Here is a 12,928-nt window from a genome sequence, read left to right on the forward strand (position 1 = left end):
GAAAAATGAATAGACTTAAAATTGAATTAATTTAATAATGCACTACGAGTTATATTTTCTTAGAAGACCTTGTCATTAATTTAAATTTTTAGCAGGGTCTTTTTTCTAAAAAATAAGATTCTTGTCAATCTTAAAACCAATAAAAATTAAAAATGAAAGACAGAATTCCTAACGATATTTTCTCCGATTCTTTTCTGTTAAAAAATTTAAAAGCGGAGAATCTCTACTTTGGTTTTGTGAAAGATCTTCCGATTATAGATTATCATAATCATTTGGAACCGGATGTAATTTCAAACAACCATAATTTCCATTCTCCAACAGCAATTTGGTTGGATGGTGATCATTATAAATGGCGTGCAATGCGAAATTTTGGGATTGATGAAAAATTCATTTCAGGTAATACTTCGGATGAAGAAAAATTCCGAAAATGGGCAGAAACAGTTCCTTATACTTTGCGGAATCCATTATTCCATTGGACGCATCTTGAACTTAAAAATCCTTTCGGAATTAAAGAATATCTAACACCAAACAATGCCAATTCTGTTTATTCTAAAATGAATGATTGTCTGCAAAGCTCCGACTTTTTACCACAATCTATTATTGAAAAATTCAAAGTGGAAACGCTTTGCACAACAGATGACCCAGCGGACGACCTTGGTTTTCATAAAGCTTTGAAAGGAAGTTTATTCAAAACCAATGTTTTGCCTGCTTTTCGTCCGGATGTTTACATTAATATTATCAATCCGCAAGAATATCTCAACAAAATAAAAACGCTTGAAAGTGTCGTAGGATTTTCAATTCATTCGACTTTTGATTTACTGAATGCACTTCAATCCAGAATCAATTATTTTGATGAGGTTGGCTCCAAAATTTCAGATCACGGCTTCGAATATTTTCCTGATACAACGAAATGGAATTCAGATTTAGAAAAAGAATTCACTGAGTTTTTGAAAGGAAATAAAACTTCATTTTCCAATCCAGAAGCTTTGTGTGGTTATCTCTTGAAAGAGCTTTGTAAGATGTATGCTGAGAAAAATTGGGTTCAGCAATTCCACGTTGGTGCGACTCGAAATAATAATTCTCTGATGTTGAAAAATGTTGGAATTAATGCGGGTTATGATGCAATTTCTGAACAATATTTTGCACAAAGAATGAGCGTGATGCTTGACGAACTCAATTCTGAAGGACAATTAGCCAAAACAATTATTTATAATCTGAATCCAATTTACAACGAAGTTTTAGCAACACTTGCTGGCAATTTCAACGAATCTGGAATCAAATCAAAAATACAATTCGGCGCAGCTTGGTGGTTTCTAGACCAACTCGACGGAATGCAAAAACAATTGAACACACTTTCCAACATCGGATTGATAAGCACTTTTGTAGGAATGTTAACAGATTCTAGAAGTCTGCTGTCGTTCTCAAGACACGATTATTTCAGAAGATTGCTTTGTAATATGTTCGGAACCGAGATGGAAAACGGAATGCTTCCTAACGATGAAGAATGGGTCGGGAAAATCGTGCAGGATATCTGTTTTAATAATACTAAAAACTACTTTGGATTCTAATGACAGATTCAAATTCAAATAAAATCTTGTGTTTTGGAGAATTGCTTTTGCATTTCGCACCAGATTCTGACGGCGATTGGGTGAACAATCAATCGATGAAAATTTATGTTGGCGGAGCAGAGTATAATGTCGCTTCAGCACTTTCGAAATGGGGAAATTCTGTGAAATTTTATACTGCATTGCCAGAAAATTATCTCGGAAATCAGTTAGAATCAAAATTGAAAAATGAAAATGTCGAAGTTTTTGCTGAAAAAAACTCAGGAAGAATGGGAACGTTTTATCTGGCTTCTGATGGCGATATGCAAAACGCAAAAGTCATTTATGACCGTTTTCCGTCAGTTTTCACAGATTCTGATTTTTCAAAATTAAATTTAGAGGAAATTTTTTCTAATGTCAAATGGCTTCACATCAGTACGATTACACCAGCTTTGAGCGAGAATGCTTTTAGAAAATGTTTGGAATTGATGAAGGAAGCTAACGCTCGAAATATCAAAATTTCTTTAGATCTCAATTATCGTGCATCGCTTTGGCAGAATCAAAATCCTTATGAGAAAATTTCTCAATTGATGCCGTTTGTTAATGTTCTAATGGGAAATATCTGGTCGATTCAGGAATTTTTGAATATTCCAATCGAATATGAATTGAATGGGACTTTCGATGATGAAAATCTATTGAAACAAGCTGAAAAATCGGCGTCTGAAATTCAAAAACAATATCCAGATGTAGAATTGATTGCCAACACTTTTCGCTTTACAAAAGGTGATGAAGTTAATTATTCTGCGACTATTTATGCTGATAACCAACTTTATATTTCTCAAAAATATTATTCGGATAAAATTGAAGAAAGAGTAGGAAGCGGTGATTCTTTTATGGCGTCGCTGATTCACGGAAAAATTAATGAAAATCCGATTCAGAAAATATTAGAAGATGCAGCCAAAGTGGCTTTCAAAAAGCTTTTTGTGAAAGGCGATACGATTAATGAAACCATTAATATTAACGAATTATGAGTTTATCAATTATAGAAAAAATCAAATCTCAGAAAATCATTCCATTGTTTTACAATGAGTCTTTTGAGGTTTCAAAAAATATCATCAAAGCGCTTTATGATGCAGGAATCCGAGTGATTGAATATACGAATCGTGGACATCAGGCTTTTGAAAATTTTAAAAAATTGAAAGAGATTACCGAATCAGAATTTCCGGAACTTTTATTAGGAATTGGAACGGTGAAAAATGTAGATGAGTTGGATGATTTCTACAATATTGCAAAAGCAGATTTCATCATCACGCCAATAATTAATGTAGAATTAATCAAACATTCTGTTCAAAACAATATTCCTCTGATTCCGGGTTGTTTTACGCCTTCGGATGTCAATATTGCTTATCAAAATGGATTAAGATTAGTCAAAATATTCCCTGCAGATGCGCTTGGGAAAAATTATATCAAATCCATCCAAGCCGTTTTCCCAGAAATGAATTTTATGCCAACTGGCGGAATCGATGCGGAAATTAATGACATCAATGATTGGCTGAAAGGTGGTGCAATTGCTGTAGGATTGGGAAGTTCTTTAATTAAAAAAGATGTTTCTGCAGAAGAATTGAAAACCAACGTTGAGAATCTTTTAACCCAATTAAATCAATAAAATGCAAGCACCACAAAAAAAGAATCTGAGATGGTTTATGTTGTTTTTGGTTTTCTTGGCAACAACAATCAATTACCTCGACCGACAAGTGATGGGACTTCTTAAACCCACTTTGGAAGCCGAATTTGGCTGGACAGAAAAGGATTACAGTTACATTGTGATGGCTTTCACAGCGTCTTATGCTCTGGGAAATCTTCTGATGGGAAGATTTGTAGATAGAGTAGGTTCCAAAATTGGATACGCGGTTTCTTTGGTCGTGTGGAGTTTGGCTTCTATTGGCCACGGTTTTGTGAAAAGTACAATGGGATTTTTGTTTGCAAGAACAGCTTTAGGTGTTTCAGAAGCGGGTAATTTTCCTGCAGCGATAAAGTCTGTGGCAGAATGGTTTCCGAAAAAAGAAAGAGCTTTAGCAACTGGAATTTTTAATTCTGGAGCGACAGTAGGAGCGATATTAGCGCCTATTTTGGTGCCTTTTATTTTGGGACATTACGGTTGGCAGGAAACATTTGTCTGGATTGGCGCAGCCGGATTGTTGTGGTTGATTCTTTGGTGGTGTTTTTATAATAAACCGGAAGAAAATAAAAATCTTTCTGCAGAAGAACTGGCTTACATCAAAAGTGACCAAGAGGAAAATCAAAATAATCTGCCAAGTGCACCTCTGAAAGATATTTTAAAATTAAAAGCAACTTGGTCTTTCGCCATTGGGAAAATGATGACCGACCCGATTTGGTATTTCTTTATGTTTTGGTTACCTGCATATTTTGCAGATGTTTTCAAAATGGATTTGACAAAACCTTCATTACCATTGATTTTAATCTACGGAGGAACAACCATTGGAAGTATTGGAGGCGGTTATTTGTCTTCAACATTAATCAAAAAAGGCTGGGAAATCAACAAAGCTCGAAATTTCACAATGTTACTTTTCGCTCTGTTTGTAGTTCCAGTGATGTTTTCAAAATATCTGGATAATATGTGGATGATAACGATTGTAATTGCTTTTGCAACCGCAGCACATCAAGGCTGGAGTGCTAATCTAATGACTTCAGTTGGTGATAGACTACCTAATAATTATGTAAGTTCTGTCATTGGTTTTGGTGGAATGATGGGATCTGTTGCCGGAATTATTTTTCCTCTTTTCATAGGAATTGTCTTAGACATTTTCAAAAATGCAGGGAATATAAATGGTGCTTACAATATCATTTTCTTCATTGCTGGAATTGCTTACGTCTCTGCTTGGCTGGTTATTAAATTAATTAACAGAAAAGAAAATATTCAAAATAATAAAATGTAACTATGAAAAATAATCTTAAAAAATATCTTTATACAGCTTCGGTTTTATTTTTATTTCAAAATAATTCGGCTCAGGTGTTTTCTGATTTTTCTTACAAAGGAAATGACAAAATTTACACAGAAAATCCTTTGAAAGAAGACGAGTTCTATTCTCCGATTCTTCAAGGTTGTTATCCGGATCCGAGTATCACGAGAAAAGGAAACGATTATTATTTGGTGAATTCTTCTTTTGCAATGTTTCCAGGCGTTCCTATTTTTCATTCTAATGATTTGGTGAATTGGAAACAAATTGGTCACGTTCTCGACAGACCTTCACAATTAAAAGTTGGCAAAGCCGGATTTTCAGAAGGAATTTACGCTCCTGATATTAAATATAATAAGTTCAACGACACTTTTTATATGATTACCACGCAGATTGCGAGCGGAATCGGAAATATGGTCGTGAAAACAAAAGACCCAAAACAAGGCTGGAGCGAAGTTCAAAAACTCAACTTCGACGGAATCGACCCTTCCATTTTCTTTGATGATGACGGAAAAGCCTACATTGTTCACAACGATGCACCACCAAAAGGGACGGAACAATACAGCGGACACAGAGTTATCAAAATCTGGGAATATGATTTGGAAAAAGACCAAGTTGTTGCCGGTTCAGATAAAATTATTGTGAATGGTGGCGTTGATATTTCGCAAAAACCGATTTGGATAGAAGGTCCACATTTGTACAAAAAAGACGGAAAATATTTCCTGATGTGTGCAGAAGGCGGAACTGGAGGCAATCACAGCGAAGTGATTTTTATGGCAGATTCACCGAAAGGTCCATTTGTTCCGGCCGGAAATAATCCGATTTTAACCCAAAGAAATTTCCCGAAAGACAGAAAAGACAAAGTGGATTGGGCTGGTCACGCCGATTTGGTGGAAACACCTGATGGGAAGTATTACGGCGTATTTTTAGCCATTCGTCCTAATGAGAAAAATAGAGTGACGACAGGTCGTGAAACTTTTATTTTGCCTGTAGATTGGAGCGGAACTTATCCTGTTTTTCAAAATGGTTTGGTGCCAATGAAACCCAAATTGAAAATGCCAAACGGTGTAAAAAATCAAACTAATAATAAAGAGTTTTTTCCGAATGGGAATTTCACTTTCAATGATGATTTGAAAAAATCTCGATTGGATTACCGATGGATTGCAATGCGTGGACCTCGTGAAAGTTTCATTTCATCAACAAAAAATGGAATTAAAATCAATCCTTTTTCAACGAATATCAAAGCAAAAGCGCCAGTTTCTGCATTGTTTCACAGACAACAGCACGCTACATCAGAAACTACGGTTTCTTTAGATTTTAAACCAAAATCTGAAAAAGACTTGGCTGGAATCACTTGTTATCAAAGTGAAAATTTCAATTATGTTTTTGGAATTACTAAGAAAGATAAAGATTTCTACATTGTTTTGGAACGTACAGAAAAAGGAAATTCAACTATAATTTCTAGTGAGAAGATTTCGCTTTCGAAAAATATACAGCTCCAGGTTTCTGTAGTGGCGGATGATTATCAGTTCAATTATTCTTTGGATGGAAAAAACTTTAAGAATCTTGGAGGAAAAGTGTCTGGCGATATTTTGTCAACAGATGTTGCAGGCGGATTTACAGGAAGTTTGATTGGATTGTATGCAACGTCTGATAATGACATCAAGTTGTAAAATTAATATTTAAAATTATTGATAATGAATCCATTTTTGAAATCAATTTTAATCATAATTTTTAGTTTCGGTTTTGGATTGAAGTTAAAATCGGCTCAACCTTTCATCACAACTGAAAAAAGTTCTGATGTTATTGTTCTAAATGAAAAATCAACAAATATTTCATTATTCGTAAACCAATCCATCGATAAAGGAATTCTGAGAGCAGTCAATAATCTTCAGACAGATTTTCAAAAAGTCACAGGTGAAACTCCGAATATCATTAATCAAATTTCAAATTCAAATTCGCCTTTAATCATCATCGGAACGATTGCAACGAATTCGATTATTGATGAATTAATCAAACAGAAAAAACTCAACGAAAAAGATTTAAAAGGAAAACGAGAAAAATATCTGATTCAAAATATTAAAGATTTTAATGGAATCTCAGATATCATTGTGATTGCAGGAAGTGACAAACGCGGAACCATCTATGGAATCTACGAATTTTCTAAGCAAATAGGTGTTTCACCGTGGAATTATTGGGCAGATGTTCCGGTCAAAAAATCGGAAAATCTATGTTTCAAAAAAGGAATCTATACAGACAACGAACCAGCCGTAGAATACCGTGGAATTTTCCTTAATGATGAAGAACCTTCGCTTGGAGGTTGGGCGAGAGCGACTTTTGGCGGTTTCAATTCCAAGTTTTATGAAAAAGTTTTTGAATTGGTTTTGAGACTCAAAGGCAATTACGTTTGGCCGGCAATGTGGGGAAGTGCTTTCTACGATGATGACCCACAAAACGGAGTTTTAGCCAACGAAATGGGAATCGTAATGGGAACATCGCATCACGAGCCAATGGCTTTGGCACAGCAGGATTGGAGACGATACATCAAGAAAAATAATCTTCCCAATGTTTGGGATTATTCTAAAAACCAAAAAGTTTTGGACGAGTTCTGGAAAACCGGAATCGAACGTTCCAAAAATTGGGAAAAGATTGTAACAGTTGGGATGCGTGGCGACGGCGACGAAGCGATGGGAGAGGGAACCAATATTTCACTTCTTGAAAATATCGTTAAAAATCAAAGACAAATTATAGAAAAAACGTCTGATAAAAAAGCGAGCCAAACACCGCAACTTTGGGCTTTGTACAAAGAAGTTCAGGATTATTATGACGCAGGAATGCGCGTTCCGGATGATGTGACTTTGCTGTTTTGTGATGACAATTGGGGCAATGTCCGCAAGCTCCCGGATTTGTCAAAACCTTTGCACAAAGGCGGTTACGGAATGTATTATCATTTTGATTATGTTGGCGGACCGAGAAATTCCAAATGGATTAACATCAGTCCAATCCAAAGAGTTTGGGAACAGATGAATCTGACTTATGAACATAAGGTTGATAAAATCTGGATTGTGAATGTCGGCGATTTGAAACCAATGGAATTCCCAATCAGTTTTTTCCTGGATATGGCTTGGAATCCAAAACAATTCAATGCTCAGAATCTTCTGGAATACACCGAGAAATGGGCTTCGGAACAGTTTGGAGAACGTTATTCAAAAGACATTGCAAAAATTCTGAATACTTATCCAAAATTCAACAGAAGAGTGACTGCTGAAATGCTGAACAGCAAAACTTACAGTCTCGAAAATTATAATGAATTTGAAACCGTAAAAAACGAATACAAAAATCTTTCTTTGGACGCTTACAGGATTTACAACCAACTTCCGAAAGCTTATCAAGATGCTTATTTTCAGTTAATTTTATATCCTGTAGATGCGATGAGCAATTTGTACGATATGTATTTTTCGGTCGCTAAAAATCAAGAATTATTTTCCAAAAAAGACATCAGAGCTAATGATTTTGCTGACCAAGTGAAAAAGGATTTTGAATATGACGCATTTCTTTCCAACCGATATAACAACGAAATTTCTGGCGGGAAATGGAAGCATATGATGGATCAAACGCATATTGGTTACACCTATTGGCAACAGCCGGACAAAAATGTGATGCCAATAGTAGATTATGTTTCGAAGGATGAAGTTTTAAAAAACAGAGTTTTCAAAGAGAAAGACGGTTATATTTCTATCGAAGCAGAACATTTCGCAAAAAAGAATAATTCGGATAAAATCGAGTGGCAAATCATTCCGGATTTTGGCAAAACCTTGTCTGGTGTTACCACTTTTCCACAAAATATTTCTCCCAAACAAAATGAAAATATTTCGTTGGAATATGAAGTCGATTTCACTTCAACTGGAGAATTTGAAGTTCAATTGTTATTAGCACCAACCCTTAATTTTAATTCAAACAAAGGTTTGCGTTATGAGATTTCTTTTGATAATGAAAAGCCACAGATTGTCAATTTCAATGGGCATTACAGAGGAGAATTAGAAGGTTGGCAAGCTGAACATATTATCAAATCCAAAACAAAACATAAGATTTCGAAAACAGGCAAACATACTTTACGTTTCCGAGTTTTAGATGCTGGAATTGTTTTAGAAAAAATACTGATTAATACAGGTGGTTTGAAAGATTCTTATCTCGGTGCTCCGGAAAGTGAATTTTAACCGATTATGAATCAAATATTAGATTAATTTCTTTAAAGATTTTAGAAATGATCTTTTGGAATGAGATTTTGGTAATTATTTGTCCTTCAAAAAACAGAATTTCACTAATATTTAGATTAATCAAAAGTGAATTTAATGTTAAAATTATGTTAAAATAATTAAGCAAAAATTCTGATTATAAAAAATATAAAACCTTATAGGATATTGTAAAAAATACGATAAGCAAATTGTCGCAAAATTCTGAATCAATTTAGGAAGCTTGTTATTGTATTAATTGATAAGTTGTTTGAGCCTATTATCTTGATTTAATAGTGTTTTAAATATCTTATTTTTTATGATAAGTTAACCTTGTTTTTAACAAAAAATTGAATTGTAAAATAAAGGTTTTTAGATTGGAAATATTTAGGTTGAGTAAAAATATTTGGTAGATAAATTCTTTCTTTTATTTTTATAAATGTTCAATTAACATTTGCAAATAGAGTGGAGGATAGTGTTAATAATTCTAAAACTCTAATTAAAATATATAATATAAAAAACTTTATTATGAATCTCAGAAAAAGCTTTATTCTTCTTGGAACTGCGGTGGCATTTTTTACTCAGGCGCAAGATATTCCTCATCTTCAGAAAAAGGGGACAGCCACACAATTAATGGTTGATAACAAACCGTTTTTGATTTTGGGAGGAGAATTAGGAAATTCTTCTGCATCCTCTTTTCAGGATATCGAAAGAGATTTTCCGAAGCTTCAAAATATGGGATTGAACACGGTTCTGGTTCCTGCTTATTGGGATTTGATAGAACAACAAGAAGGTAAATTTGATTTCAGTTTAATTGATAAAACCATTAATCAAGCTCGTACAAACAATTTGAAAGTTGTTTTCTTATGGTTTGGTTCTTGGAAAAATTCGATGAGTTGTTATGCGCCACTTTGGTTCAAACAAGATTATAAAAAATATCCAAGAGCTTATTCCAAAGCTGGAAAACCATTGGAAATTGCAAGTTCCTTTTCCAAGAATGTTTTAGAAGCTGATAAAAAAGCTTATCTGGAATTAATAAAACATATTTCTGACTTTGATAAGGATAAAGGAACTGTAGTAATGGTTCAGGTAGAAAATGAGATCGGAATGTTGGAAGGTGCGCGTGATTATTCTAAGGAAGCTAATGCCGCTTTCAATGCACAAGTTCCGGAACAACTGATTAACTTTTTGACTAAAAATAAAAAAGAGCTTCATCCATCTTTATCAGAAAAATGGGGAAAACAAGGTTTCAAAACCAAAGGGAATTGGCAAGAGATTTTCGGAGCTGATCTTTATACAGATGAGTTGTTCACAGCTTATTCTTATGCAAAATATGTAGAAGAATTAGCCAAAGAATCTAGAAAAATCTACAATCTTCCTTTGTACGTGAATGCGGCGATGAACAGTAGAAACCGCCAACCCGGGGAATATCCTGCAGGCGGACCATTGGCACATCTTGTGGACATTTGGCACGCTGGAGCGCCTAGTATAGACATTCTGGCTCCTGATTTTTACGATGGTGATTTTGCGGAATGGTCTTCAAAGTATAAACTTCACAACAATCCATTATTTGTTCCGGAAATCAAAATGACCCAGAATAATGGTGTCCAAGCTTTCTACGCTTTTGGTGAGCACGATGCGATTGGTTACAGTCCATTTTCTATCGAAAACAATTCTGAAACCGGAAGCAAAAGATTAGCAGAAGCTTATTCTAAATTAAAAGAATTAATGCCTTTACTGGCGAAATATCAAGGACAAGGTCAATCCAAAGGTTTGCTTTTTGACCAAAAAAACTCGGAGCGAATCATTAATTATGATGATCTCAAAATCACAGCAAGACATTATTTCTCTCTTCCTTGGGATCCACGTGCAAAAAATGGAAACGTTTGGCCAGAAGGCGGTGGATTAATTTTAAGATTAGCAAAAGACGAATACATCATTGCCGGAAGCGGAATCGTAGTTGAGTTCGAAAAAGAGAGTGAGAAAAAAGTGATTCAGGCAAAGGATTTGGGCGAAGATGGATTTGCTGCACAAGGTGGAAAATCTCAAACTCAAACCGTTTGGAATGGCGGGAAAAGAGCAGGAATTGGTTCTGTGGATGAAGTCAGTATTGATGAGAATGGAAAATTCAAATACATCAGACGACTGAATGGCGACCAAACGCATCAAGGGAGACACGTAAGAATCGGTGTAGATGATTTCCAGATTCTGCAAGTCAGATTATATGAATATCAATAAAACTTAACCATGAAATATCTATATCAATTTTTATCGCTCATTATCATTTCAAGATTTTCTCTTGTCAATGCAAAAATCAAGCTTCCTGCATTAGTTTCTGATGGAATGATTCTTCAGCGTAATACCAATATTAAAATTTGGGGACAAGCCGATTCTGAAGAAAAAGTGATTGTCAAATTTCAAAACAAAAGCTATTCTACAGTTGCAGACATCAATGGAAATTGGAAAATTACTCTTCCGAAACTTCCTGCTGGTGGTCCTTATACAATGATCATTAATGAAGTTACTCTTAATGATATTTTGCTAGGCGATGTTTGGTTAGCTTCCGGACAGTCTAATATGGAATTGCCAATGAGAAGATTGACTCCGCTTTATGGAGACGAAATCAAAAATGCGAATAATTCTAACATCAGATTTTTCACAGTTCCTCAAAAGTATAATTTCAAAACAGCAGAAACTGATTTTTCTGATGGAAAATGGGAATCAACCAATCCAGAGACGATTCTCAATTTTTCTGGTGTAGCCTATTTTTTTGCTAAAGAATTGAATGAAAAAAATAAAGTTCCGGTTGGGATCATCAATTCTAGTTTAGGAGGTTCGCCGGTTCAGGCTTGGATGGATGCAGGAGCGCTCAAGAATTATCCAGAATATATCACCGAAGCCGAAAAATGGAAAAATGATAATCTTATCAAATCCACAGAAGAAACCGAGCAAGCTCATAGCAAAGCTTGGTACGGAGAGCTTAATCTTCTGGATCTTGGTTTGCAAAAAGGGTGGGAGAAATTGGATTTCAATGATTCTGATTGGAAAACCATTACAATGCCCGGTTCTTGGGAAGATCAAGAAGGTGATTTTGAAGGTTCGGTTTGGCTCAGAAAAGAAATTAATCTAACCAAAACTCAAGCTGAGAAATCTGCTTTTTTAAATTTAGGAAGAATAAAAGATGCTGATGAAACTTACATTAATGGAAAAAAAGTAGGCAATGTAACTTACGAATACCCACCAAGATGGTACAATATCGAAGCCGGAGTTTTGAAAGAAGGTAAAAATATCATTGCGGTAAGAGTGACAAACGTAAGCGGAAAAGGACAATTCATAATGGATAAACCTTATTTTCTGGAAATCGATGGTCAAAAATTGGATTTGAAAGGAGAATGGAAATATAAAATAGGTGCTAAAATGGATCGTGTTGCGCCAGGACAAACTTTCATCCGATGGAAACCAACAGGACTTTACAATGCGATGATTAATCCAATCACAAATTACGCAATCAAAGGTTTTATCTGGTATCAAGGGGAAAGTAATGCTTCGAAACCGAAAGAATACAGAGATCTTTTGTCAACAATGATCGTGGATTGGAGAAACAAATGGGGAAATCCTACTTTGCCTTTTTACATTGTGCAGTTAGCTAACTTTATGGATCCTAAAAATGAACCTGTAGAAAGCAATTGGGCAGAGTTGAGAAATCAGCAACTTTTGGTTTCTCAAAAAGTTCCCAATTCTGGATTGGCTGTTACGATTGATATTGGAGAATGGAATGACATCCATCCGTTAAATAAAAAAACTGTGGGAGAAAGATTGGCACTTCAGGCTTTGAAGAAAACTTATCTTAAAAATGTTGTTGCAGACGGACCAATCTATCAATCAATGAAAATTGAAGGAAGAAAAATCATTCTGTCCTTCAAACCCAATACCAATCAATTGAAACCTGAAACAGAACTGAAAGGTTTTGCGATCAAGTCTAAAGAGGGAAATTATCAATGGGCAAAAGCAAAAATAGTGGGAAACAAAGTTGTTGTTTGGAATGATGATGTCAAAAAACCAGTTGCCGTAAGATACGATTGGGCAGATAATCCGAATGGAAATTTGAGCAACAAATCTGGACTTCCAGCTTCTCCATTCACTACAGAATCAAGCTTAAAATAAACTCAAATCA

At 35.0% G+C, this 12,928-nt stretch carries 8 protein-coding genes; all 8 read left to right on the forward strand.

The window, feature by feature from the left end; all coding sequences use genetic code 11:
• Positions 1-152 precede the first annotated feature (152 nt).
• Positions 153-1,568, forward strand: coding sequence for a glucuronate isomerase (uxaC, locus tag RTY06_RS14135; RefSeq protein WP_312825623.1), 1,416 nt, complete (start codon positions 153-155; stop codon positions 1,566-1,568).
• Complete coding sequence (locus RTY06_RS14140; protein WP_312825624.1) at positions 1,568-2,575, forward strand: sugar kinase; 1,008 nt, start codon at positions 1,568-1,570, stop codon at positions 2,573-2,575. Before uxaC ends, RTY06_RS14140 begins: the two co-directional genes overlap by 1 nt.
• Positions 2,572-3,210, forward strand: coding sequence for a bifunctional 4-hydroxy-2-oxoglutarate aldolase/2-dehydro-3-deoxy-phosphogluconate aldolase (locus RTY06_RS14145; RefSeq protein ID WP_312825625.1), 639 nt, complete (start codon positions 2,572-2,574; stop codon positions 3,208-3,210). The genes RTY06_RS14140 and RTY06_RS14145 overlap by 4 nt, the downstream gene beginning before the upstream one ends.
• Position 3,211: 1 nt before the next feature.
• Positions 3,212-4,501 carry an MFS transporter gene (locus RTY06_RS14150; protein ID WP_312825626.1) on the forward strand — a complete coding sequence of 430 codons (1,290 nt, stop codon included), beginning with the start codon at positions 3,212-3,214 and terminating at the stop codon, positions 4,499-4,501.
• Between the two features lie 2 nt (positions 4,502-4,503).
• Positions 4,504-6,195, forward strand: coding sequence for a glycoside hydrolase family 43 protein (locus tag RTY06_RS14155; RefSeq protein WP_312825627.1), 1,692 nt, complete (start codon positions 4,504-4,506; stop codon positions 6,193-6,195).
• A gap of 24 nt (positions 6,196-6,219) precedes the next feature.
• Positions 6,220-8,739 (forward strand): glycosyl hydrolase 115 family protein, encoded by a 2,520-nt coding sequence (locus RTY06_RS14160; RefSeq protein WP_312825628.1) that lies wholly within the window; start codon positions 6,220-6,222, stop codon positions 8,737-8,739.
• A 543-nt stretch (positions 8,740-9,282) separates the two neighbouring features.
• Positions 9,283-10,992, forward strand: a complete 1,710-nt coding sequence (locus RTY06_RS14165) for a DUF5597 domain-containing protein (RefSeq protein WP_312825629.1) — start codon at positions 9,283-9,285, stop codon at positions 10,990-10,992.
• Between the two features lie 9 nt (positions 10,993-11,001).
• Positions 11,002-12,918 carry a sialate O-acetylesterase gene (locus RTY06_RS14170; protein ID WP_312825630.1) on the forward strand — a complete coding sequence of 639 codons (1,917 nt, stop codon included), beginning with the start codon at positions 11,002-11,004 and terminating at the stop codon, positions 12,916-12,918.
• Positions 12,919-12,928 lie beyond the last annotated feature (10 nt).

Origin of the sequence: Epilithonimonas sp. (assembly GCF_032055105.1) — a bacterium.
GTDB lineage: Bacteria > Bacteroidota > Bacteroidia > Flavobacteriales > Weeksellaceae > Epilithonimonas.

Excerpts from the sequence above, each read along its gene's own strand:
- RTY06_RS14145 (WP_312825625.1), top strand. The coding sequence starts at position 2,572 with ATGAGTTTATCAATTATAGAAAAAATCAAATCTCAGAAAATCATTCCA.
- RTY06_RS14160 (WP_312825628.1), top strand. The coding sequence starts at position 6,220 with ATGAATCCATTTTTGAAATCAATTTTAATCATAATTTTTAGTTTCGGT.
- RTY06_RS14140 (WP_312825624.1), top strand. The coding sequence starts at position 1,568 with ATGACAGATTCAAATTCAAATAAAATCTTGTGTTTTGGAGAATTGCTT.
- RTY06_RS14170 (WP_312825630.1), top strand. The coding sequence starts at position 11,002 with ATGAAATATCTATATCAATTTTTATCGCTCATTATCATTTCAAGATTT.
- uxaC (WP_312825623.1), top strand. The coding sequence starts at position 153 with ATGAAAGACAGAATTCCTAACGATATTTTCTCCGATTCTTTTCTGTTA.
- RTY06_RS14155 (WP_312825627.1), top strand. The coding sequence starts at position 4,504 with ATGAAAAATAATCTTAAAAAATATCTTTATACAGCTTCGGTTTTATTT.
- RTY06_RS14150 (WP_312825626.1), top strand. The coding sequence starts at position 3,212 with ATGCAAGCACCACAAAAAAAGAATCTGAGATGGTTTATGTTGTTTTTG.
- RTY06_RS14165 (WP_312825629.1), top strand. The coding sequence starts at position 9,283 with ATGAATCTCAGAAAAAGCTTTATTCTTCTTGGAACTGCGGTGGCATTT.